Source organism: Micromonospora zhanjiangensis (assembly GCF_042650605.1).
GTDB classification, from domain to species: Bacteria; Actinomycetota; Actinomycetes; order Mycobacteriales; family Micromonosporaceae; genus Micromonospora_J; species Micromonospora_J zhanjiangensis.
On the sequence record NZ_JBHSBN010000043.1, the window covers coordinates 1 to 23,469 of the forward strand.

General features: G+C 70.0%; 21 protein-coding genes and 1 pseudogene. 11 read left to right on the forward strand and 11 right to left on the reverse strand.

Translation table 11 applies throughout. The features are described 5' to 3' along the window. A pseudogene (locus ACFOX0_RS31735) lies at positions 1-334 on the forward strand (IS701 family transposase); the annotation flags it as partial. Positions 335-976: 642 nt separating this feature from the next. Here the strand turns inward: ACFOX0_RS31735 and sigJ are convergent. Next, the gene (gene sigJ, locus ACFOX0_RS31740; RefSeq protein ID WP_377552927.1) at positions 977-1,897 is read right to left on the reverse strand and encodes an RNA polymerase sigma factor SigJ; all 921 of its coding nucleotides are present in this window, start codon (positions 1,895-1,897) and stop codon (positions 977-979) included. Between the two features lie 194 nt (positions 1,898-2,091). On the opposite strand from sigJ, the gene ACFOX0_RS31745 reads away from it, so the two are divergent. Together ACFOX0_RS31745 and ACFOX0_RS31750 are read left to right on the forward strand one after the other, a co-directional pair. Beyond that, entirely contained in the window at positions 2,092-3,258 is a 1,167-nt protein-coding gene (locus ACFOX0_RS31745) for an amidohydrolase family protein (protein WP_377552929.1), read from the forward strand. An 11-nt stretch (positions 3,259-3,269) separates the two neighbouring features. Further along, positions 3,270-5,081 (forward strand): multicopper oxidase family protein, encoded by a 1,812-nt coding sequence (locus ACFOX0_RS31750; RefSeq protein WP_377552930.1) that lies wholly within the window; start codon positions 3,270-3,272, stop codon positions 5,079-5,081. 594 nt (positions 5,082-5,675) lie between these two features. Here the strand turns inward: ACFOX0_RS31750 and ACFOX0_RS31755 are convergent. After that, on the reverse strand, positions 5,676-6,431 hold the full coding sequence (locus tag ACFOX0_RS31755; protein ID WP_377552931.1) for a helix-turn-helix domain-containing protein: 756 nt from the start codon (positions 6,429-6,431) through the stop codon (positions 5,676-5,678). 235 nt (positions 6,432-6,666) lie between these two features. On the opposite strand from ACFOX0_RS31755, the gene ACFOX0_RS31760 reads away from it, so the two are divergent. The 5 genes from ACFOX0_RS31760 (at position 6,667) to ACFOX0_RS31780 (ending at position 11,895) form a co-directional block, all read left to right on the forward strand. Continuing rightward, the gene (locus ACFOX0_RS31760; RefSeq protein ID WP_377552990.1) at positions 6,667-7,332 is read left to right on the forward strand and encodes a DUF4097 family beta strand repeat-containing protein; all 666 of its coding nucleotides are present in this window, start codon (positions 6,667-6,669) and stop codon (positions 7,330-7,332) included. Positions 7,333-7,344: 12 nt separating this feature from the next. Beyond that, complete coding sequence (locus tag ACFOX0_RS31765; protein WP_377552933.1) at positions 7,345-8,184, forward strand: alpha/beta fold hydrolase; 840 nt, start codon at positions 7,345-7,347, stop codon at positions 8,182-8,184. A gap of 292 nt (positions 8,185-8,476) precedes the next feature. Next, positions 8,477-8,740, forward strand: coding sequence for a hypothetical protein (locus ACFOX0_RS31770; protein ID WP_377552935.1), 264 nt, complete (start codon positions 8,477-8,479; stop codon positions 8,738-8,740). Positions 8,741-8,860: 120 nt separating this feature from the next. Beyond that, entirely contained in the window at positions 8,861-9,658 is a 798-nt protein-coding gene (locus ACFOX0_RS31775) for an ABC transporter ATP-binding protein (RefSeq protein WP_377552937.1), read from the forward strand. Further along, the gene (locus ACFOX0_RS31780; RefSeq protein WP_377552938.1) at positions 9,655-11,895 is read left to right on the forward strand and encodes an FtsX-like permease family protein; all 2,241 of its coding nucleotides are present in this window, start codon (positions 9,655-9,657) and stop codon (positions 11,893-11,895) included. The genes ACFOX0_RS31775 and ACFOX0_RS31780 overlap by 4 nt, the downstream gene beginning before the upstream one ends. Before the next feature lie 184 nt (positions 11,896-12,079). Here the strand turns inward: ACFOX0_RS31780 and ACFOX0_RS31785 are convergent, their stop codons facing one another. After that, positions 12,080-12,634 (reverse strand): response regulator, encoded by a 555-nt coding sequence (locus ACFOX0_RS31785; RefSeq protein ID WP_377552940.1) that lies wholly within the window; start codon positions 12,632-12,634, stop codon positions 12,080-12,082. A 143-nt stretch (positions 12,635-12,777) separates the two neighbouring features. Here ACFOX0_RS31785 and ACFOX0_RS31790 point away from each other — a divergent pair, with 143 nt between their 5' ends. Further along, entirely contained in the window at positions 12,778-13,284 is a 507-nt protein-coding gene (locus ACFOX0_RS31790) for a hypothetical protein (protein ID WP_377552942.1), read from the forward strand. An 82-nt stretch (positions 13,285-13,366) separates the two neighbouring features. Here the strand turns inward: ACFOX0_RS31790 and ACFOX0_RS31795 are convergent, their stop codons facing one another. The 3 genes from ACFOX0_RS31795 to ACFOX0_RS31805 form a co-directional block, all read right to left on the reverse strand. Beyond that, positions 13,367-13,561 carry an SDR family oxidoreductase gene (locus tag ACFOX0_RS31795; RefSeq protein ID WP_377552944.1) on the reverse strand — a complete coding sequence of 65 codons (195 nt, stop codon included), beginning with the start codon at positions 13,559-13,561 and terminating at the stop codon, positions 13,367-13,369. A gap of 107 nt (positions 13,562-13,668) precedes the next feature. Continuing rightward, on the reverse strand, positions 13,669-14,346 hold the full coding sequence (locus ACFOX0_RS31800; protein WP_377552946.1) for a hypothetical protein: 678 nt from the start codon (positions 14,344-14,346) through the stop codon (positions 13,669-13,671). Between the two features lie 965 nt (positions 14,347-15,311). Further along, positions 15,312-16,364 carry an NAD(P)-binding domain-containing protein gene (locus ACFOX0_RS31805; protein ID WP_377552948.1) on the reverse strand — a complete coding sequence of 351 codons (1,053 nt, stop codon included), beginning with the start codon at positions 16,362-16,364 and terminating at the stop codon, positions 15,312-15,314. A 592-nt stretch (positions 16,365-16,956) separates the two neighbouring features. Here ACFOX0_RS31805 and ACFOX0_RS31810 point away from each other — a divergent pair. Then, positions 16,957-17,280 carry an SDR family oxidoreductase gene (locus tag ACFOX0_RS31810; protein WP_377552950.1) on the forward strand — a complete coding sequence of 108 codons (324 nt, stop codon included), beginning with the start codon at positions 16,957-16,959 and terminating at the stop codon, positions 17,278-17,280. Positions 17,281-17,383: 103 nt separating this feature from the next. On the opposite strand, the gene ACFOX0_RS31815 is transcribed toward ACFOX0_RS31810, so the two are convergent. The 5 genes from ACFOX0_RS31815 to ACFOX0_RS31835 all read right to left on the reverse strand — a co-directional run bounded on the left by ACFOX0_RS31815 (position 17,384) and on the right by ACFOX0_RS31835 (position 20,215). Next, the gene (locus ACFOX0_RS31815) at positions 17,384-18,049 is read right to left on the reverse strand and encodes an NADPH-dependent F420 reductase (RefSeq protein WP_377552952.1); all 666 of its coding nucleotides are present in this window, start codon (positions 18,047-18,049) and stop codon (positions 17,384-17,386) included. Continuing rightward, positions 18,046-19,116, reverse strand: a complete 1,071-nt coding sequence (locus tag ACFOX0_RS31820) for an LLM class flavin-dependent oxidoreductase (protein ID WP_377552954.1) — start codon at positions 19,114-19,116, stop codon at positions 18,046-18,048. The genes ACFOX0_RS31815 and ACFOX0_RS31820 overlap by 4 nt, the downstream gene beginning before the upstream one ends. Positions 19,117-19,167: 51 nt before the next feature. Further along, the gene (locus tag ACFOX0_RS31825) at positions 19,168-19,323 is read right to left on the reverse strand and encodes a hypothetical protein (RefSeq protein WP_377552956.1); all 156 of its coding nucleotides are present in this window, start codon (positions 19,321-19,323) and stop codon (positions 19,168-19,170) included. Between the two features lie 129 nt (positions 19,324-19,452). Continuing rightward, a complete protein-coding gene (locus ACFOX0_RS31830) occupies positions 19,453-19,875 on the reverse strand; it encodes a (4Fe-4S)-binding protein (RefSeq protein WP_377552958.1) in 423 nt (140 codons plus the stop codon). Between the two features lie 31 nt (positions 19,876-19,906). Further along, positions 19,907-20,215: a GNAT family N-acetyltransferase gene (locus ACFOX0_RS31835; RefSeq protein ID WP_377552960.1), complete on the reverse strand. Its 309-nt coding sequence runs from the start codon at positions 20,213-20,215 to the stop codon at positions 19,907-19,909. A 425-nt stretch (positions 20,216-20,640) separates the two neighbouring features. On the opposite strand from ACFOX0_RS31835, the gene ACFOX0_RS31840 reads away from it, so the two are divergent. After that, on the forward strand, positions 20,641-23,409 hold the full coding sequence (locus tag ACFOX0_RS31840; RefSeq protein ID WP_377552962.1) for an ATP-binding protein: 2,769 nt from the start codon (positions 20,641-20,643) through the stop codon (positions 23,407-23,409). Positions 23,410-23,469 lie beyond the last annotated feature (60 nt).

Sequence of the window (23,469 nt, forward strand, 5' to 3'; positions counted from 1 at the left end):
CCGACGGTGGAGTATCGAGGAATCGTTCCAGGCCACCAAAACGGGCCTCGGCCTGGACCAGCACCAACACCGCCGCTGGCGGGCCTGGCACCGGTGGACCACCCTCGTCATCGCCGCTCACGCGTTCCTCGCCGCAGCGGCAGCGGCCAGCACCACCAGCCCAGACAACCTGATCCCGATCACCGTCAACGAACTCCGACGACTGTTCCACGCCCTGATCATCGAACCCACCCGACGCGTCGCTGACGTCATCACCTGGTCCATCTACCGACGCCAACACCAAGCCGCAGCCAAGACCAGCCACTACGCCCAACAAGCCCTCACCGAGCCCTGAAACGGATCTCCTGCTGGAGTACTAGACCTCGGACTGCTCCGCCAACAACCTGACGACCTGCTGCCAATCCCGTGTGCCGTCGACCCGCTCTCCTGGGGAGCGGGCCGCCGCCCGGCCCGCCACGACGGGCGGACCGTGACGGCTCGTACGGACGCTGGCGGGTCGGGCGGTGGTCTGCTCGGCTTGCCCGGGTCGATGGCGGGTGGGATGGCCCTACCGCGACCACCCACGAACCCGACGGCTGCCAGCGATCTTCGGCCATCCTGGAGCCGGAGCGCCCCCGCCGGAGGCGCGCCCTAACCGCAACCCCCCGCAAGTGGCCGGCAGCTCGCCGACGCGGGCGGCGTGCGCGCCCCCACGCCACGCGGGTCCTGGCCGCGCGGCCCGGCCGGCTGCCGGCCACCATGCCAGTGCACATAGAGCAGCGTCGACCGCTGGTCGATGCGGCTGAGCACTCCGTGCGAAGCGGGACGCTGCACCGAGTCTGATGCGGAACATAGAGTCGCCGGTGGGCGCGGGTGCCGTTGAGCTCCGTTCGATGCCATGGGTGCAGTTGACTGCCGTTCAGCGCGCCCGGCTGCTCCCAGCCTGCTCCCGACTCGGCCCCCGCGGCATGCCTCCCGGATCGGCCGCGCCGCGGCCTCATCCGCCGACCCGGGAGAGCTTGTCGGGGTTGGTGACGGAAAAGACCCGGCGCACCGTCTTTCGCTCGGAGTCGAGGTCGAGCACCAGAACCGCGAACGGAACATTGCGCTCGAACAGGATCGCGGCTGGATCGCCGTTGACCGGCCGGTAGCGGATGTCGAGCCCGGCCGGAACATTTGCGGCGATCGCCACGAGCAGCCGTGCGACCTCGTCGCGCCCGTGCACCGGTTGCAGGCTGGTGGCGGGGCCCTTGCCGCCGCCGTCGGTCCACAGGGTGACCTCCGGGGCGAGAACGGCCAGCAGGCCGCGCAGGTCACCGCCGAGCGCGGCGGTCAGGAACCGTTCGGTCACCTGCTGCTGGAGTCGGGGATCGGGTTGGAAGCGGGGGCGGCGGGCCTGCACGTGCTCACGTGCCCGGTGGGCGAGTTGGCGCACCGCCGCCGGGGAGCGGCCGATGATGGCCGCGATTTCGGTGTGCGGGTAGCCGAACACCTCGTGCAGGACGAAGACGGCCCGCTCGGCGGGGGTGAGGGTTTCCAGCACCACCAGCAGCGCCATCGACGAAGACTCGGCGCGCAGGACCGCGTCAACCCCATCGCCGTCGTCGGTGGGCCGGGTGGCCACCGGTTCGGGCAGCCACTGGCCGACGTAGGACTCCCGGCGCCGGTCGAGGGCCGCGCGCTGGGCGAGGGCCTGGTTGACGGCGACCCGCGTCAGGTAGGCACGGGGGTTCTCGATCGACGCACCGTCGGTGTGGTTTCTGGCCGCCCAGGCCAGCCAGGTTTCCTGCAGCACGTCGTCGGTGTCGGCGACGCTGCCGAGCATCGCGTAGACCACCGAGAACAGCAGCTCCCGGTGGGCGAGGAAGGTCGTGGTCGGATCAGCGGTCGGCGCGGGCTGCGCGTCGTCATCGGACACAGGTGTCACCTCCGGTCGGTCTCGCCACTTCAGAGGCCACCACCGGTCGAGGTGTGACATCTCCGCACTCGGATGTGATCCATTCCGCACCGGCCGCCCACGGTGTCACAGTCGGCGGCACGGACGCCCTCCTGGTTGCCGAGTCGGGACGATCCCGTCCCGGCCGAGCCACTCCGACCGCCCTGGAGGCCGCAATGCGTACCGTGATCCGTGACGTTCGAGTATTCGACGGGCAGCGCACCGTGGAACGCGCCGACGTGTTCATCGACGGCGACCGGATCGTCGAGCCGGACGGCCGGCCGGCCGACGTGCAGGTCGACGGCGCCGGCCGGACCCTGCTGCCCGGCCTGATCGACGCCCACACCCACACCTTCGACGGCAGCCTCGCCCAGGCCCTGGCCGCCGGCGTCACTACCGAACTGGACATGTTCTGCCTGCCGGACAACCTGGCCCGCCAGCGCCGGCTGGCCGCCGAACGCGACGACGTGGCCGACCTGCGCAGCTCGGGCCTGCTCGCCACGGCCCCGGGCGGGCACCCGAGCCAACTGATGACCGGTCTCGACCCGCAGGCGTTGGCGGCGCTCGGCGACGCCGCCGGCGCGTTCCCCGCCGTCGCGGAGGTGGCGGACGTTGCGCCGTTCGTCGCCGCCCGGGTCGCCGACGGCGCCGACTACATCAAGATCGTCATCGACGACGGGGTTATGCACGGCGCGGACCTGCCCGTGCTGACCCCCGAGGTCGTGTCCGCCCTGGTCGAGGCAGCCCACGCCGCCGGCCTGAAGGCCATCGCGCACGCCATCACGACCCGGGAGGTGACCATCGCCCTCGACGCCGGCGTTGACGGGCTCGCGCACGTCTATGCCGACGCCGGGTCGGACGACCCGGCCGGCCGACGACTGGCGCAGCGGATCGCCGCCGAGGGCGTCTTCGTGGTCACCACGCTCGCCTACTTCGAAGCGATCAGCCAGGGCGCCGCCCTGGACCACGTCGTCGCGGGCAGCGCCGCGAACGCGGTGCACGCCGCCGGGGTGCTGCACCGGGCCGGCGTCACGCTGCTGGCGGGCACGGACGCCACCCCGTTCGCCCCGCAGCACGGCACCGCCATGCACCGCGAGTTGGCGCTGCTCGTCAAGGCCGGACTGACCAGGACCGAAGCGCTGGCGGCAGCCACGAGCGTGCCGGCCCGGCACTTCGGCCTGACCGACCGCGGACGCGTCGCCCCGGATCTCCGCGCCGACCTGCTCCTCGTCGAGGGCGACCCGACCGCCGACATCACCGCCACCCGCGCCGTCGTCGACGTCTGGCGTCGCGGCGTACGCCAAACCCGACAGCCGGCCGCCGCCGACGCCCCGCGGAACTGAGGACGGCCGACATGACGATCGTCGAACACCGCGAGCCCTCACCGGACGGCGCACGATCCTGGCCGTGGCTGCTCTTCCGCACCCTGACCACCGTCGCGGCCCTCCTGATCCTCGGACAGGCAGCCCTCGCCGGTGAGTTCCTCTCCGGGCACTACGACGCCCTCGCCGCCCACGGCCTCAACGGAGGACTACTGGTGCTCGTTCTGCTGGTGCAGTGCGTCGCCGCCGTCGCGTGGTGGCGCACCAGCAAGGGTCCGGCCTGGCCGGTCCGGACCAGCCTGATCCAACTCCTGATCGCCGGCGCCCTGATCCCCCTCGGCGAGCAGCGGACCGTCGTGCGGCACCGCAACACCCTGCCCCACCCGACCGTGGTCCACCTGCACGGCGGGCACACCCCCGTCGACAGCGACGGCTACCCCGCCGACCTCATCATCCCGGCGGGAGGAACCGTCGAGACGCACGCGGGCCACCACCACGGCGGCCCACACGCGAGCCACCACGACGGTGGCCACGCACCCGGACGGGCCAGCGTCGGCGAGCGGGACTACACATACCCAATGCGGCAGCGGGCCGCCACGCTCTGGTACCACGACCACCGGCACGGGCACACCGGCGTGGCGGTCTGGCGCGGACTGGCCGGCTTCCACCTGGTGCACGACGACGAGGAGGACGCGCTGCGGCTACCCGCCGGCGACCGGGACGTCCCGATCATGGTCGCCGACCGGTCGTTCGCCGCGGACGGGTCACTGCGCTACCCACTGATCGACCCCGACCTGCGCAGCCCCGGCGTCACCGAGCCGTACATGAACGGGGTGCTCGGCGACGTCATCCTGGTCAACGGCGCGCCCTGGCCGGTGCTGCGGACCGACCGGGCGCGATACCGGTTGCGACTGCTCAACGCCTCCAACGCCCGCCGGTACCAGCTGGCGCTCGACCCGCCGGCCCCCGGCGGCGGACTGGTGCAGATCGGCGGCGACGGTGGTCTGCTGCACCGCCCACTGACCCACGAGGAGATCGACATCGCTCCCGCCGAACGCTTCGACGTGGTCGTGGACTTCTCCCGCTACCGTCCCGGCACACGCGTACGACTGGTGAACCGGCTCGGAACCGGCCCGGCAGCCCACGTGATGGCCTTCGACGTCACCGGCGCGACCCACGACGACCCGGCCCTGCCCGAGCGACTCAGCCACATCCGGCCCCTCGACCCCGCCCGAGCCGCCGCGACCCGGACGGTCCACTTCCAGCTGCGCCCCGACCACGGATGGACCATCAACGGCCAGCCCTACCGACCCGGCCGCCCGCTGGCCCGGCCCCGCCTCGGCACCACCGAGGTCTGGCGGCTGATCAGCGACTTCCACCACCCGGTGCACGTGCACCTCGACCCGTTCCAGGTGATCAGCCCGTTGCCCCCCCGGTGCACGGCTTTTCGAGCCACTGGCAAGGCTGCTGCCGAAGGTGGAGTTGGAGAAGCACTGAAGGCCCGGGTGAACGGTCCGTCGGCCGGGTGTCTCCACCCGGCCGACGGACCGTTCTCTGTATACCTGTTGCCCGTTGAGACCGCCGGCGGCGCGTCGCCGTCCTATGCACACGCGTGCTTCGGCAGGGCTACGCATCACCGGTGTGTCTGCACCTCACGCAGCCCGAAGTCGACGAACTCGGGCTCTCGGCGGAAGCTCAGACAGCAACGGCCGCTTGACTGCAGTTCGTCGCAATCCCCATCCCGATCGCAGCGTCCCCGACCCGGCCGTGGTGCTGCCCATTCTGCGCGAACTCGCCGAACAACTCAGCGCGGACGCCCACATCGTCGCCAGCTGCCTTGCTGACATCGGGCGTGCATCTCTCCTGGCGCCGCACGAATCATCGCTGTAGCCGCCGGCGTACCACCGGGTCGTCCTTGGTGATCGCGACAGCGACGCCTGGGTAACCTCCCTGGTCAGCGAAGTCGGTCACCACCCGATCGACCGCCACCAGGTCCAATCCTTCCTTCGCGAACACTCGGTCGGCACGGCGAGAACAACGAGTCCAGTGGCCGCCGCGGCCACCACACCCCGACACCAAAACCTGTCCTGCCACACAGCGAGCGGGTCGTCCCCTGGGGAGGCAGTGGGCGGTCGCGAGCAGGCCTCGGGGAGAGCGCGTCGGCACGCACCGGCGGGACCGGGCGGTAGAGGTTGAGGGCCCGTTGCGCGGCACCAGCGGTGGAGTCGAGCACGTCCGGCGCGAAGCCGCCCACCGCCGTGACCGACCACTCCGAGTGCCCGAGCAGACTCACCGGTTCCGCCGTCCCGACGCCGCCCGCACCGAGCCAGGAGTCTCGCCACACGTCGTCGATCGCCGAGTCGGTCGAGTCGGATCCGTCGGAGCGGGGCAGCACCCGGGCGACCCCGTCGGGCTGTGCCACGTAGGCCAGCCTCAGTCTATCCGTGGTGTGGGCTTGGTTGGGCGGTGTCGTTTGAGGTTGTGCCGGGTTTGGTGTGGAGGACTTCGCGGGCCTGTTCGGCGGCGCGGGTGATGCTTTCGCTGATGAAGTCAAGGAAGCGGGCGATGTTCTCCAAGCGGGTGGCGGCCGGGGTGCGGGGGCCGAGGATGGCGACGCCTTGGCGTGCGGTTTCGACGAGCTGGTCGTTGGACCGGGCGCTGGCGATCGTCGCCTGGTAAAAGAGTTCGTCGTCGACGATGTAGCGGTCGCGGCGGCGTTCGTCGCGTTCTCGGCGGACGAGGCTCTGGCTCTCCAGGAAGGCGATCGCTTTGGAGATGGACGCCGGGCTGACCTGGAGGCGCTGGGCGAGTTGGGACGCGGTGAGGCTGCCCGCGTCGGTGGTGAACAGGCAGGTCAGCACCCGGGCCGTCATCTTGGGCAGGCCCGAGGCCATGAGGACGGTGGTGAGCGTCTCCTCGTACTCGGCCACGGCCTCGGCGTCGCGTCCGTGCGGCTGGGGGACTGACTCCGACCCGCGGGAGGAGACGGGCCTGCGCCGGTGAGCGCGGCGTTCGGTGGCGCGGTGAGCCAGGTCGGCGCGGTAGGCGGTGGGGCCGCCGTTGCGCATCACCTCACGCGTGATCGTCGAGGTCGGACGGCCGAGGCGTCGGGCGATCTCGGCGTAGGGGAGGCTGTCGGCCAGCCCCAGCGCGATCTGCTGGCGTTCCTGCTGGGTGAGCCTGCCTCCCGGCATCGCGATCTCCTCGGTGGTCCTTCGTGCTCCCTGAGCCCCCGACGATAGCGTTCACTCGTCGCCCATTGCAATGGTCGAAGCAGTCACCGTTGCGTTGCTTTCACATCCGTTGCAACGATTTCCTTGGCACTACCTGCCAAAATGCCGATACCGCGCAACGGTCGCATTGCTCGGCCTTGGAAAGCAACGTAGCGTTTCCAGTATCGGAAACAACGAGTGCGCACGGGAGAGCACGATGCGGAAGTTCGACACCCCCGCCCCGATCTTCGCCGTCCTGGCCATCCCCGCCGGACGCATCCAGTTCATCGCCGCCGACCGCGCCGACACCACCGTCGAGGTCCTGCCCGCCAACCCCGCCAAGAGTCGCGACGTCCAGGCCGCCGAGCAGACCACCGTCGACTACGCCGACGGCGTCCTGCGGATCCACACCCCCGAGCCCAGGAACCAGCTCTTCGGCCCCTCCGGCTCCCTGGAGGTCACCGTCCAGTTGCCCGCCGGCTCCCGCATCGAGGCCAGGGCCGCCAGCTCCGAGCTCCGCGGCGTCGGCCGCCTTGGCGACGTCGCCTTCGAAGGCGCGTACCGCCAAATCAAGATCGACGAGGCCGCGAGCGTGCGCCTCACCGCGATCGACGGCGACGTCGAGGTCGGCCGGCTCAACGGCCCCGCGGAGATCAGCACCGCAAGGGGCGACATCCGGATCACCGAGGCAGTGCGCGGCACGGTCGTGCTCCGCACCCGGTCCGGCGACATCTCGGTCGCCGCCGCCGGCGGCGTCTCGGCCGCCCTGGACGCCGGCACCGGCTACGGCCGCATCAGCAACACCCTCAAGAACGATGGCACCGCCGAACTCGACATCCGCGCCACCACCTCCCACGGCGACATCGCCGCCCGCAGCCTCTGAAGGAGCGGAAACATGACGCAGAACAGCACTTCCCCGACCAGTTCGAAGTGGACCGGCATGGTGTCGGTCGACGACACGGCCCTGGCCGTCACCGACACCGGCGGTCCCGGCATCCCAGTGGCCTACCTCAATGGCCAGTTCGCCACTCAGGGGTACTGGCGGCGGATCATCGCTGAACTCGGCCCCGACTACCGGCACATCACCTACGACGAGCGGGCCCGCGGCAGGAAATCGAAGCGTTCGGTGGACTATTCCTTCGAGGCCGCCGTCCGGGACGTCGATGCCGTTCTCGCGGCCAGGGGTGTGGACCGGGCGGTGCTGGTGGGCTGGTCCTACGGAGCAGTCGTCGCGGCGCACTGGGCCAGCCGGAATCCGGACCGTGCCCTGGGCGCGGTCCTGGTTGACGGCGCGTTCCCGTACGACTGGCTCGACGAGGCCATGGAGCAGCGGATCCGGAAGCTGTTTCGGCGGATGGGCTGGTTCCTGCCGCTGCTGCGCCCGACGGGCCTGGCCCCACGGATGACCGCCACACAGCAGGCCGACAGCAACATCGAACTCGGCCAACTCTCCCGCGAGCGCGAACTGGGCCCCGTGCTGGACAACATCACCGTCCCGACGCGGTACGTGGTCGCTTCGGGGACATCCTTCGGAAGCCGCGGTGACGAGCAGGAACAGATACGCACCAGCCTCGACGCGGTGACCGCCCGCAACCCGAACATCAAGGCGAGCGCGAAGACCGCCAGCAACCACGGTGCGATCCTCAAGAAAGACGCCCCGGCCATCGCCGAAGCCGTACGCGAGGTCGCCGCCCTCGACCGCGAAGAGGCACTGAGGACACGACCAGCGGACTGACGACAACCACACATCCTCACCACCATCGTCCAGCTCGACCGCGTCCGGGTCGCGCAATGGCCGCGGCAACTACGGATGAGTGACGACCTGAGCCGGTTCCTGGTCCGGGAGATGGCCTTCCCTCCTGTGGCGGGCCGGGTGCTGGCATACCTCGCTGTCTCGGCCCCAGCGGCGCAGACCATCAACGATCTCGCGGATGCACTGTTGGCAAGCAGAAGCGCGATCACCCCAGGCGGTCGTGCTGCTCGAAGGACGGAACCTGGCACGGCGTACCCGCGCACGAGGTGAGCGGGTGGACCGGGTAACGGCGATCTTCGACGTGTCGCTGTTCGAGCGCGATCTCGATGCCGCCGGGTACCTCGAGCAGGGCGCCCTCATCCGGCAGGCGATCGGCCTCCTCCCGGATCACGATGACTCGGGCCGGCGTCAGAACCTGGAGGAACTCGCGGCCCTGAACGAATTCCTCGCAGAGAGGAACCCGTCCCTGAAGCTGGAACGGCTGAAACGGCTGAAACGGCTGCGGGCAGCCAGCGCGGAAGAGGTGCCCGAACGCTGACACCGCATGACCCGCGCGGTAACTCGCCGCGCTGACCTCAGACCCGCACTCAAGCAACGGAGCCTCGCCACCAGACGAGACACCGCACCCGAGCGCGCCCTGAACTAAGGAATCTGACGAATGCATGATCTCAATCGGCCCGCGACCGGGCCAGCAGTGGTGCGATTGGCTTCGGTCCGGAAGGTATATGGAAGGCCCAGCAGTGCGGTCGCCGCGCTCGATGACGTGAGCGTCGAGTTTGGTCGTGGCACGTTCACCGCGGTGATGGGGCCCTCCGGTTCGGGCAAGAGTACGCTGCTGCAGTGCGCGGCCGGTCTCGATCGCGCGACGTCGGGCTCGGTCCATCTCGATGGCCAGGCGCTGGGCGACCTGAACGAGCGGCAGCTGACCGTGCTACGCCGCGAGCGGATCGGGTTCGTCTTCCAGGCGTTCAACCTGCTTCCGGCGCTGACCGTGACACAGAACGTGCTCCTGCCCCTTCAGCTCGCCGGCCGCCGTCCCGACCGCGACCGTGCGGCTCGGATCCTGCGGCGGGTGGGGCTCGGCGAGCGCGGGCGGCACCGCCCGGCGGAGCTGTCCGGCGGTCAGCAGCAGCGGGTGGCGATCGCCCGGGCGCTGGTCACCGCGCCTGCCGTCGTGTTCGCCGATGAGCCCACGGGCGCGCTGGACAGCCGGTCCGCGCGCGATGTGCTGGAGCTGCTGCACGAGAGCGTTCACGATGCCGGGCAGACGATCGTGATGGTCACCCACGATCCTGTGGCAGCCTCCTACGCCGACCGGGTCGTGTTCCTCGCCGACGGCCGGCTGGCCGGAGAGCTCCACGGGCCGACGCCGGAGGCCGTGGCCGAGCGGATGACGAGCCTGGGCGGCTGGGCAGATGATGCCGCGACTCCCCTGACGCCTGGACTGCGGCGATGATCAGGCTGGCGGCCCGCACTCTGCGCCACCGAGCCGGAGGCTTCATCGCCGCCTTCATCGCGATGCTCCTCGGCGCGGTCATCGTGATGGCATGCGGCGGGCTCATGGAGACCGGCATCCGCACATCGGTACCACCGCGCCAGCTGGCAGGGGCCGATATCGTCGTGGCCGGAGACCAGGGCTACGAGGTTCCGCACATGGGCTACACGGCGATCCTCCCCGAACGAGTCCGCATCGACGCCGGCCTGGTCGACAGCATCGCGGCGCTTCCCGGCGTGGTTGACGCGACCGGCTACGTCTTCGATGACCCTGCGCCGCCCGGCACGATCGACGCCATCGCAGTGGCGGCCGCGGCCGCCACCGGCACCGATCAGCTCCGGGAGCGGATCGACGCCGAACTCCCCGAAGGTGTCGTGACGTTCACCGGCGATCAGCGCGGGCTCGCCGAACGGCCCCAGGCGATGCTCGCCACCGACACGCTGATATCGCTGGCGGGCGTGTTTGGTGCCCTGGCGATCATGGTGTCCATATTCGGGGTCGCCTCGATGCTGGGGCTCTCAGTCCAGCAACGCCACCGAGAGCTGGCGCTGCTGCGCGCCATCGGCGGCACGCCCGGACAGCTGCGCACGCTGGTGCTCGGTGAGACGGTGATCCTCGCGGTCATCGCGACCGCGATCGCCGTGCTCCCTGGTCGATGGCTCGGCGGGTTTATCCTCAAAGGACTCGTCGATGCCGAGATGGTCGCCCACGGCATCGGATTCCGCATGGGCTGGATCCCCACCGCGATCGCGATCGCCTCGATTATGCTCGCCGCAGTCGGCGGGGCCGTCGCGGCGGGCGGCCGGGCGGCGAAGACGCGGCCCACGCAGGCCCTGGCCGAGGCAGGGCTGCCCGAGCGGCGACCGGTCGGTGTCGCACGAGTGATTCTCGGCCTGGCGCTGCTGGCCGGCGGCGCCGCGCTGGCCATCGTCACCATGACTGTGCTGAGCGGGCCGCTCGCATCCAGCACGGGCATGCCCGCGGCGATCGTGTGCGCGATCGGACTCGCAGTGCTCAGCCCGCTGCTCACCCGACCGCTGGCCGTTCTGCTGGGCTGGCCGATCCGGCTGCTGGCCGGCCAGCCCGGACGGCTGGCCATGCACAACTCCCGCGCCGCGATCGATCGCACCGCCGCGGCGGTCGCGCCTGTCATCGTCCTCACCGGCGTCGCCTCCGGGATGCTGTACATACAGTCCACCGAGCAGAACGCCATCCGGCAGGAGTTCGCCCAGACCATCGCCTTCGACGTCGCCGTCACGGCCTCCGAGGGCGTCGACGCCGGGCTCGTCAAACAGATCAGCGGACTGCCGGGGGTCGCAGAGGCCTCGGCCTACGTCCGGAGCACAGGGTTCCTCGAGCAGCCGCATGACGGCTCCTACCGGTGGGACAGCTGGATCCTGCACGGCGTGGCACCGCAGGGCATCGGCACCATCCTGCCGATCACGATCACCGACGGCACAGCGGATGACCTGCACGGAGCCGCAGTCGCCCTGAACACCCGGCACGCCGGAGAACTCGGCGTGGGCGTGGGTGCCCCCATGACGCTCCGGATGGGCGACAACACCCGCCTCGACGTCGAGGTCGTCGCACTGTACGCCGCCGACGACGACCACGACACCCTGGTGCTCCCGGCCGACGTCCTCGCCGCCCACACCACCGCAGGCCGGGTCACCACGATCCTGATCGCCGGCGACGCCACCACCGGCGCCGATCAGATCATCGCCGGAATCGAAGCGCTGACCTCGGGTGAGGACGCCCTGACCGTGTCCGACCGCGCGGCGCTGCTCGCCGCGTTCGACGAGGCGCCGGGCACCCAGAGCTTCGCCATCCACACCATCGTCGCCACGATAATGGCCTATACTGCGATCTCGGTCATCAACGCTCTCGCCTCCAGCACAACCGCGCGTCGCCGCGAGTTCGGACTGCAACGCCTCACCGGATTCACCCGCACGCAGGTGCTGCGCATGCTCACCACCGAGGGCACCCTCCTCGCGATGATCGGCATCCTACTCGGAACAATCTCAGCACTGGCGACACTGATCGCCTTCAGCATCGGCCGCGCCGACACCATCCACCCAACCGGCCCACCGGCCGTTTACGCCGCTGTGGTGAGCGTTGCGGCGGCCCTGACCCTGCTGGCCATCCTGGTACCCGGCTGGTGGGTCACCCGGCAACGGCCAGCCCAGGCAGTAGGGTGATTCAGCCCAGGCTTCGCGCCTATCCGTCTGCCGGCTCGTCAAGGACGAGTTGGAGTGCGCCGCGCTCACCTGGCTCGGCGACTGGCGCCGGATGCGGCCGGCGCGCTGCAGGAGTTGGCCGCCCGGTCGTCGCGGCGGTTGCGAGCCGAAAAGGGCGGCACCGGCTGAAACACACTGGCGGGGCTCAGCGCGGCTTCGGCCGCACCAGGCCGGTCTCGTACGCCGAAATAACGAACTGCGCCCGGTCGCGGGCGGCCAGCTTGCCGAGCACCCGGCCGGTGTGCGTCTTCACGGTGCCCAGCGATACGTGCAGCTCCTGCGCGATCTCGATGTTCGACCGGCCCAGTATGATCAGGGCGAACACCTCGCGTTCTCGGTCAATGAGGATCTCCAGGCCAGGGGGTGCGGTGGCCGGCGGGGTCTGTCTGGCGAACGCGGCGATCAGCCGCCGGGTCACGCTCGGCGCCAGCAGTGCCTCGCCGGAGGCGACGACGCGGACGCCGGCCAGCAGTTCCGCCGCCGTGGCGTCCTTGGTGAGGAATCCGCGGGCCCCTGCCTGTAACGCCGCGTAGACGTACTCGTCGAGGTCGAATGTGGTCAGGACGAGTACCCGCACGGAGGCCGTCTCCAGGGCCGCGCAGATCTGCCGGGTTGCCTCGATGCCGTTCATGTGGGGCATCCGGACGTCCATCATGACCACGTCCGGCGGTGGGTTCGAGGCCTGCCACGTCGTGATCATGTCAGACCGCCCTTACCTGGATCTCGGCCGGCCTTGGGTGGCCGCGTCATCGGTAGTGGCAGTCCTCCCGGGTACTATCGGTCAAGATCACCCGAGCCGTCCCGGAGGACCCCATGACATCAGAGTTCGCCCGCGACGCAGCCATGACGGCCGCCATCTTCGGCTTCTTCGCGATGGGATGGTTCGGCTGGGCACAGGAGCACCCACCGAAGCCCTGGAAGAAGTGGCTAATCACCGGGTCCGTGCTGGCAGCACTGATCCTGGTCGCGGCCGGCCTGCTCGCCTCGAGCATCTGGAACACCGGCACGGTGTTCGACCGCGACACCTCTCAACTGTTCGGCATCATCGTCGGCATCGAGTTCGGCCTGGCCGGCATCGGAGCGGGCGTGCTGATCCGGCGTGACCGACGCGAACTCGTCCCGGTCTGGATCGCCCTGGTGGTGGGGCTGCACTTCATCCCGCTCGCACCGCTGCTTCGCTCTCCGCTGCTCTACCCGGTGGCCGCGGTTGTCATCGTCGTGGCAGCTGCCGCCGTGCCCGTTGCCCGCCGACGTGCACTCCCGGTCAGCGCCGTCAACGGGATCGGGGTGGGCACGACACTGGTTACCGCCGCGATATTCGCGCTCACCGACGCCTTCGCTCGCTCCTGACACCACGATCACGGCTGACCACGGGCCGCTCCTGAACTCGAGAAGCGCCCCCACACCGCGATCCGGCTCTGCCGGCCGTCACTCACTCGACGAGTTGCCCACCGTCGAGGACCAACTCGGTGCCGGTCATATAGCTCGACTCGTCCGAGGCGAGGAAGACGACGGCGTACGAGACCTCCTCCGGGCTCGCCAGCCACTTCATCGGAATCCCGCCGGTGTAGAAGGCGGCGCCGGGGTGCACGGAGTTGACCCGGACGTTGTGCGCGGCATACTCCATGGCAGCCACCACCGGCCGCGACCATGCCCGGGATGACTGTCCGCATGCCCAGGAACGTGCCGTGCTGGTCCACGTCGAGCGGGCGGATGACGGCGGCTCCGCTGGTCTCAGCGCCGGGCGCCGCCCGGTCGGCCTCGGCCGGTCCCGGAGGCCCGCTGATCGACGCGCGGAGCCCGTACCACCGAGGAGTTGCCCGACCCGGGGCGGAAGTCCCGCGCCGCACCGGCAACCATCTCGTCGGGATCGCCACCGAGCGCCTGCCGGATGTGCGGCGGGACCACCTCCGACGTCGCCATCGCCATCCGCACCTGCACCGAGCGGTCGTCAACCAGGCGTCGCAGATCCGCCTCGGCCAGCTCGACCGCGAGCACCAGCGCGGCGCGGACGTCCACCACGGGATCCTGGGCGAGCGCGCTGCGCTGGGCGGTGGTGGTCCGCGGGTTGCGGGCGAGCCCCTCGCGTACCCGTGCGGTGCGATCGGCCATCAGAGCGGTGATCACATCGGGGTCGTGGGTGTGGGTAGCGAGTCGTTCCCGTACCTCTGGTGACGCGTCGTCGACCAGCCGCGCGGCCAGCTCGGGCTCCAGTTCGCGCCTCTCCGCGAGGAGACCACGAAGCTCCTTGTCGGGGGCCTCCCCCATCACCCGGCGAATCGACTCGTCGCAGGCCGGGTTGCCAGCGACCCCCCAGCGGACCCACCGGTCGGCGTCCTTGACGAGTCGCAGGAGATTGGCGACCGAGGTCGAGGGAGTTTCTCGCCACGGCCTCCCGAACGTGACGATCATGGTCCCGGGTCAGTGGTCGCAGTGCCTGCGCGGGCGCGTCGGTGCGGGTCGCGACCGCCTCACGGACCACGGCCGACGGGTCGGACGCCAGGTCGATGAGAGTCATCTGCGGCGTTGTGGGGTCCTGCGCGAAGGCGAGCCGCGCATCGACGCTGCCACCCGTCACACCGTCCGCAGCGGCACCTGACCCACTGCGACGGTTGGGCCCGCCAACGTCCTGCTGTTTCCTTATGGGCGCCATCATGTCACGGGCCGACCGGGGAACCGCGAGCCCTGACCAGCGCTTTGACGGTGGTCGAAGCGTCGCTTCCGTGGATCCCCCGGCAGGTCGACACCGACGCGCGGCTCCCGCAGACGCACGAGCGGAGCGACCTGGCTCCTGCCGGCCGTAGATGTCAAAGGTTTCCGGGGCCACCAGGCCGGAGTCGTACGCGAGGACCACAAGTCGGGCTCGATCACCGGCATGAAGCTTGGCCATGGCCCGATAGATGTGGGTCTTCGCGGCCAGCGGGCTGATCACCAGACGATGAGCTTGCGGATGCTCGACGCTTCGAGCAGGGCGCCACCGCGCGCGGTTCTCCACGGCCCATCCGATCGACATTGACCCGAAATCAAGGAATCAATATGCCGGTGAATCCGCGATCAGCGCCAAGCCGCAGGCGGGAGCGGGTGAACGCGAGGAGATCGACGGCCAATCCGCGGCACGGTTACTGCCATCAAAGATCATCCGTTACCGGATGTTACCGCCGTTACCTGGGAAGATCTCCATCTCCCCAGGTCAACCGGTCGGGACGACAGGATTTGAACCTGCGACCCCTTGACCCCCAGTAGTCGAGTGGCCCAGCGACATGCTCACGCACGTTTGCCCAGGTCCCCTGAAGCATAAACCGGCCGAGTAAAGGAGTCGTGCTGCTCTCCGCCAGCCGTCGCCAGCCGCACCTGTCCTTGACGGATCCACCGACGCTTCAGACCGGGGCGGGTGCCGCCAGAAGCGCGCGCAGCTCGCGGACCGCTGCCCGCCCGGCGCGGTTCGCCCCGACCGTGCTCGCGGACGGTCCATAGCCGGCCAGGTGGATCCGGGGGTCGGCGACCACCCGGGTGCCGTCCACGACGATGCCGCCGCGGGGCCCGCGCAGCCGTAGCGGGGCCAGGTGGTCGAGCGCCGGCCGGAAGCCGGTGCACCAGAGGATGACGTCCACGTCCTGGGCCGCGCCGTCGCCCCACTGGACGCCGTCGGGGACGATCCGGTCGAACATCGGCCGGCGTAGGAGCAGACCGCGTTCCCGGGCTTCGAGCAGCTGCGGTGTCCACGACAGCTCGGTCACGCTGGCGATGCTTCCCGGGGGCAGGCCGGCCCGTACCCGTGCCTCCACCTTGGCGACCACCTCACGTCCGTAGTCCGAGGTGAACGGCCCGTCCCGGAACACCGGTGGCCGGCGGGTGACCCAGGTCGTCGTCGCCGCGACCTCGGCGATCTCGACCAGCAGCTGCACGGCCGACGTTCCGCCCCCGACGACCACCGCCCGCTTCCCGGCGAATTCCGCCGGCCCCCGGTAGTGGGCGGTGTGCAGCTGCCGCCCGTGGAACGTTTCCTGTCCCGGGTAGTACGGCACGAACGGCCTAGTCCACGTTCCAGTGGCGTTGATCAGCGCCCGGGTGATCCAGGTGCTGTTGCCGGCCTCGACGAGGAGTCGTCCGTCGCGGGCGTTCCGAACGGCCGTGACGGCGACTGGCCGCTGCACGTCGATGCCAAGTTCCCTCTCAAAGGCGGCGAAGTAGGCCGGCACGGCGTCGGCGGCTGGTTCGTCCGGCGACGGAGGCGTGAAGCGCATGCCGGGCAGGTCGAAGATCCCATGCACGGTCGCCATGCGCAGCGTCGGCCACCGGTGCTGCCAGGCCCCGCCGGGTGCCGGGTTGGCGTCCAGGACGGCGAAGTCAAGACCGGAAGAGCGCAGGTGGTACCCGCTGGACAGCCCCGCCTGTCCGGCGCCGAGAACCACCACATCCGTCTCCAGCATGTGCGGGAGAACGTCTCAAGCTCACCCGGCCTTCCCACGGGCGGTGGATCTCACACCGCCCGGACGTACCCTGTGGCTGCCGAAAGTGCGATCCGACCTGCTCAGGGCCGAGTCGTGGGGCAGATGCGCGGACACCGCCGGCAGCGCCTCGGGTGCGTCCAGAGATGCGACGGCGCTGGCAACCAGGTACAACGTCATAGTGGGCCTTGAGGTCGAGCGTGGCAGGTGTGGTTACCTGCGCTCGCACCTCAAGGCCCAACCCATGATCAACCCGCCACGCCGCACGCCTCACAGCCAGTTCCCGGACCGGCTCTCACACAAACCCTGACCGGGACCGACAGAGCAAGCGCTGGCTGCGGCTGGCCTGCCGCAACGCGGTGGCGATCCTCGACGACGAGCTGCTTTACGCACCGGCCGGCCGCAACGTCCAGCTGGCCCGCGAGGCCGGTGCACTGGCGACGCTCCCCGACGCGCTGCGCTTCTTGTCCATCACGTCGGTCCTGATGGGCGAGCTAGCCCGAGCCGGCGAGCTCGCCACCGAGACGACAGCGATCACACGGGCCACCGCGCCTCCACCGCCGGCGACCGAGGCATGCCGGCCTTCGGCGCCTACGCCGCGTCCAAGGCCGCCGTCCGCTCCTTCGCCCGCACCTGGGCGAACGAGCTCAAAGGCCGCGGCATCCGGGTCAACGCGATCTCGCCAGGGCCGATCGACACCAGCGGCGTCGAGGAGATGAACGTGGCGGCCGGACAGGATCACGAGGTCGTCAAAGCCAGCCTGGCCGCCATGGTGCCGATCGGCCGGACGGGTGATCCCGAGGAGGTCGCCCATGCCGTCGCCTTCCTGGCCTCCCAGGACAGCAGCTTCATCGTGGGCGCGAACCTCTACGTCGACGGCGGCGTGAATCAGTTCTGAGTGACCACCGCCCACACAGGTCGGACAACAAGGAAGGGCCTGAGCCGCGTTTCAGCAGCTCAGGCCCTTTCAACAACCTGCGCTCCCGAAGGGACTCGAACCCCTAACGGTCCTCAAATGCGGCTGAGGCCGAGACTGCGGTGAGGGTTCGCAGCTCGGCGGCCTCGACGTTCGCTCCGAATGCAGCAGTTCCGGGCTCGAGGCGAGCGCCGGCCGCGAGGGAGCCGATCGCAACGGCGTCGAATCCGAACGCGTTGATCAGCTGTGACACCGCAACGACGTCCTCGGGAGAGTCGCCGGCGATCGCGATCGCCTTGCGCCCGCGCCGCCCTGCGGGACGAGCCTCGTCCTCGAGGTCGTGATAGCCCATGTGGTTCAGGGCCTTCACGACACGCGCGCCCGTCAGGAACCGCTGCACGGCATCGCTGGAAGACACACCGGGCGGGGCGATCGTGTCGCGGGGGCCGTCGATCTCCCACCAGTGGTTCATCGCATCCACGACAAGCTTCCCCCTCAGCTCGTTCGCTGGGAGGTTGCGGTGCTTGCTGAGCGGGAGCGCGAGGATCACCACGTCCGCGGCCGCCGCGGCCTCGGTCGGCCACACGGCAGTCGCGCCGGGGGTCAGAACCTCGGTGGTCAGCGCGATCCTCGCAGGATCTCCGGAGCCGGAGATCAGGACGCGGTAGCCTGCGGCGACGGCCAGGCGTGCCAGGACGGTGCCGACCTTCCCGGCACCCAAGATGCCGATGGTGGTGACATGAGAGGTCATCGTGCTACCCGCGCCGTGACCGCAGCCTGCTCGGCCAGAAGCTCACGCACCCGCGGGATGACCTGCGTACCGTACAGCTCGACCGACCGCATCCGCGCGGAGGCGGAGACCGTCCCGGCGGCAGAGTAGATCATGTCGAAACGGCCCACGTCCAGCACCCGGATCGCGCGGGCGATCTTCGCCGCGACGGTCTCGACCGAGCCGACGTACAGCGAGCCGTGCTCCACGTCGGCAGCGAACTCCCGCCGCTCGATCGGCGGCCAACCGCGCAACGCGCCGATCCGATCGCGGATCTCCCTGTAGCCGGGGTAGAACAGCTCCCTGGCCTCCTCGTCGGTCGCGGCGACGAAGCCGGGCGAGTGCATCCCGACTGGCTGAGCGGTCGTGCCGAGCTGCTGGTGCGCACGTCGGTACAGCTCCACGTACGGAGCGAAGCGATCGGGTGCGCCACCGATGATGGCGAGCATGAGCCGGAACCCGTAGCGCACGGTGCGGAGCACCGACTGCGGCGACCCGCCCACTCCCACCCAGGTGTTCAGCCGTCCCGAGTCCGTCTTCGGGTAGACGTCCGCGTCCTGCAGGGAGGCGCGAGTGGTGCCCTCCCAGGTCACCGGCTTCTCGTCCAGAAGTCGGTGGAACAGGTCGATCTTCTCCTCGAACAGCACCTCGTAGTCCTTCAGGTCGTACCCGAACAACGGGAAAGACTCGGTGAACGATCCTCGCCCGAGGATCACCTCGGCGCGACCGCTGGAGAGCGCATCGACCGTGGCGAAGCGCTGGAACACCCGCACCGGATCATCCGAGGACAGCACCGTCACCCCCGACGCGAGCCGGATGCGCTTCGTGGCGGTCGCGATGCCGGCGAGCACCGTCTCCGGACTGGAGATTGCAAACTCCGGCCTGTGGTGCTCACCCAATGCGACCACGTCGATGCCGATCTGGTCGGCCATCACAGCCTCGGCCACTGCCGCGCGGATCGCCTCCGCGTGCGAGACGATCTCCCCTCGGTCATCACGGGGGCGGTCTCCGAAACTGTCGATACCGAACTCGATCTGCGATGCATCCATCCTGTGCAGCTCCTTCAATGCCTTCGTCTCTTCTGTGCCCGCCGCTGCGTCTCAGGAGGCGTGTCTCGTCACGGCGAAGACGACGACCTCTGCGACATCGGTGGCGGTGACCTCCACCTGCTTCCAAGCGGTCACCGCCACCGCACGCGTCTCGGCATGGGTGATGTGCTGGGGCAGTTCCGTGGCGGCGCTGCCCGGCTCGATCAATGTGACGCGAATCTTCGGTCTCAGCTCGAGGCGCAGCGCGTCGTGGCTGCCCTACTCGGAGAATTGCACAATGCGGACCACCTGCTTGGCCCTTGGCTCATCCGGGAACTGACAGGCCGGGGTGTCGGGTCAGCCCTGCGGTATCTGACCGCAAGGCCCTCCGTGATCGCAGTACGGCTGCAGGCGGCTTTGCCCGCAACCACACAGGATGACCCTGGTCTCAGCGCGCACGCCTTGCGGTGTGTCCACTCTCAACTCACCGCGCACGATCAATTGTCCGGTGGAGTCGCGCGTGATCTGCGTGGGCCGGTCCGGGGCCTCCGCCCCGCCGTCTACGAGTTTGTACTGCAACGCTCCGGAGGGACAGCGCCTCACCACTTCGGCCAGGCGCTCGGCCTCGGCACCGTCGGGCCGGATCCACGGACGCTGACCCGTGTCGAACACCTCCGGCAAGCCGCGGACGCACTCGGCGGCGTGCAGGCAACGCCTGGCCTCAAAAGTCACGGTGATCGACTGGCCCTCGTACGCCTTCTTTACGGTTCCGCTACTCATACCGACCTCCTTCGCTGCCGTGCCCGGCTGTTCAGTCGCTGACTCTGCTGCGGGACTGGTACACCAGGTCCTGGTACTCGGGGTGCCGGGCGATCCACCGCGCGAAGAATGGGCAGGTAGGCAGGACCAGCAGGCTCGCGGCGCGGGCCTCGTCGAGGCCGGCGCGGGCTAGGGCCGACCCAACTCCCCTGCCCTCGTACTCCGGCGAGACCTCGGTGTGTACGAACGCGATGAGTTCCGTGGTGCGGATGTATTGCGCGACGCCCGCGACCTTGGACTCTCCCTCGACCCGAGCCTCGTACCGTTTGGCTTCGGGAACATCGCTCACATCCACTGCCATGTGTCCTCCATCAGATCTCACCGGCATGACGGGCCGACCGGCGCGGCGGTCAGGTCAGAGACCGCTTCCAGCGTGTCCGGCGAGGAGTCGCGTCTCCCAGGCGAAGGCCACACCGGTGGTGCCACCATGCTGCATCTGGACCTCGGCGGCACCCGGCACGGTCTCCTCGCGGGCCCAGTCGCAACTGGTCCGGTCTTTGCCTTGTTGTCAGGCTGGCAGTGGTGGTGGCGCCTTCGCGTCCGTAGAAGCCCCTGATGTCCTCTCCGGTCGTCACCGTGCCGCGAGGTGGACGGCCGCTGCCCGGGCGTGCCAGGACCAGCAACGGCGTCGGCGGGCGCGCCGGCCACCCGACGGCGGTGGAGACCCCGGTCTGGGGGCCGCGGTTCGCATCGGTGACACTTACCTAAGTTTTACGTTCCTTTACGGTGCCGACGGACTCAGGTGAGAGCGAACTGGCGAACCTTCTGGGCCGGCGCGCAGAGCGCGACACGGTCAAGCAACTGCTGATCCAGGCACATGCCGGACACAGCGGGACACTTGTGGTGCGCGGGGAAGCGGGCATCGGGAAGACCGCGATCCTGGAGCACGCCCGCGACACCGCAACTCGATCCGGGTACCGGGTCGAGTCCGCGGTCGGAGCAGAGTCCGAGACCCAGTTCGCGTTCGCCGGTCTGCACCAGCTGTGCGCGCCGCTGCTGGACCGGGTCGGTGTGCTGCCCGAGCCGCAGCAGGCCGCCCTCGGCGTGGCGTTCGGCATGCGCGGCGGGGCGGCACCGGACCGGTTCCTGGTCGGGCTGGCCACCCTCAACCTGCTCGCCGAGATCGCCGAGGAACAGCCGCTGCTGTGCCTCGTCGACGACGCGCAGTGGCTGGACGAGGCCTCCGCACAGGTCCTGGCGTTCGTGGCACGCCGGGTCGCGGCCGAGCGGATGGCCCTGGTCTTCGCACAACGCGACGCCAGCACGAACGAGGTTCACCTGCTCTCCGGACTGCCAGAGCTGCGCCTGGACGGCCTCGGCGACAAAGATGCCGAAGCGCTGCTGGCGGCCGCGGTCCGCACCCCGCTGGACGACGAGGTCCGTGAGCGGATCATCGCCGAAGCGCGTGGCAACCCGCTGGCGCTGCTGGAACTCCCCCGCGGCACGCCGCCGACACAGCTGGCCGGCGGGTTCGAGCTGCCCGACACCCTCACCGTCCCGCACCGCGTCGAGGACGAGTTCCGGCGCCGCAGCGGCAGCCTGCCACCCGACACCCAGCTGCTGCTGCTGGTCGCCGCCGCCGACCCGACCGGCGACGTGGCGCTGCTGTCGCGCGCGACCGCGCAGCTGGGGATCGCCCGCACGGGGGCCGCACCCGCAGAAGCCGCCGGACTGCTCGAGATCGACACCCGGGTGCGATTCCGCCACCCGCTGGCGCGCTCGGCCGTCTACCGGGCCGCCACCCCGCCGGACCAACGCCGCGCCCACGGCGCGCTGGCCGCCGCCACCGACCCTCAGCTCGATCCGGACCGGCGCGCCTGGCACCGCGCACAGTCAGTCCTGGGCACCGACGAGGAAGCCGCCGCGGAGCTGGAACGCTCGGCCGACCGGGCGCGGGCCCGTGGCGGGCTGGCCGCCGCGGCCGCGTTCCTGCAGCGCGCGGCAACCCTCACCCCCGATCACGCCACCCGTGCCCGGCGGGCGCTGGAAGCCGCCCGCGCCAAGCACGAAGCCGGCGCCTCCGAAAGCGCGCTGGAACTGCTCACGGCGGCGCCGCTCGGGCCGCTGGATGCTCTGCAACGCGCGCATCTCGACCTGCTGCGAGCCCAGATCGTGTTCCACCTGACCCGAGGCACCGAGGTGCCGGGCATGCTGATGGATGCCGCCAAGGCGTTCGCCCCGTTGGACGCCGCGCTGTCCCGCGAGACCTACCTACATGCGCTGGACGCGGCGATCATCAACGGCGGGGGCGACGCGGTGCGCATCGCCGAAGCGGCCCTGGCCGCCCCCGCACCCGGGGTGCCGACGCGACCGGTGGACCTGCTCCTCGACGGGCTCACGACGACCTTGACGAGGGGCTATTCGGCGGGAGCGCCCGGGCTACGGCTCGCGCTGGCAGCGTTTCGCGACGGCCCGCAGGCGGAATCTGTGCAGTCCAGCCAGAGCGACCGTTGGCTGTGGCTGGCCGGCCGCAACGCCGTGGCGGTCCTCGACGACGAGCTGCTCTACGTACTGGCCGCCCGCAACGTCCAGCTCGCTCGTGAGGCCGGCGCGCTGGCGACGCTCCCCGCCGCACTGAACTTCCTGTCCATCACGTCGGTCCTGATGGGCGATCTCGCCCACGCCGACGAGCTGGCCACCGAGGCCACGGTGATCACACAGGCGACCGGGGGCGTGCCGTTGCGCCATGCTCGCGTCATTCTCAACGCCTGGCGTGGCGACCAGGCCGAGACCACCGCGCTCAACGCCATCATAGCCAGCGATGACACCTACCCCGACGAGGGCGCGGAGGTCTCCCTGGCCCAGTACGCGATGGCAGTGCTCCACAACGGGTTGGGTAACTATTCGGCCGCGCAGGAAGCCGCGGCGAGGGCGTGCAGGTCCGACGAACAGTCGATCAGCAGCACGGGCCTACCCGAGCTCATCGAGGCTTCCGTCCGTGCCGGCGAGCCGGCACGAGCGGCGCTCGCACTGGAGCAGTTCAGCTCACACGCGTATGCGTGCGGCACCTCGTGGGCGCTGGGCCTGGCCGCGCGGTCACGAGCGCTGACAAGCACGGGGCCGGGTACCGAGGAGCAGTACCGCGAAGCGATCGAACGGCTCGGAGAATCCCGGATGGCCAGCGACGCGGCCCGTGCTCACCTCGTCTACGGTGAATGGCTGCGCCGCGAAGGCCGCCGCCAAGACGCGCGCAAAAGACTCCGCACCGCCCACCAACTGCTGTCGGAGCTGGGCCTGGAAGCGTTCGCCGAGCGCGCCGCCCGCGAGCTGCGCGCCACCGGTGAACACCCACGCAAACGCAGCACCCAGCCGGCCCACGCCCTCACCACCCACGAGTTGCACATCGCCCGATTGGTCGCCACCGGAGCGACCTCCCGAGAGATCGCCGCACAGCTGTTCCTGAGCCCACGCACCATCGAAGCGCACCTGCGCAACATCTTCCGCAAACTCGGCATCACCTCCCGCCGACAGCTCAAGGATCTGCCGCTTCCCTGACCAGACGTGCACACACACGGTCAAAAGCCCCTGGGGAGGCCAGGGCTTTCGCAAGGTAGG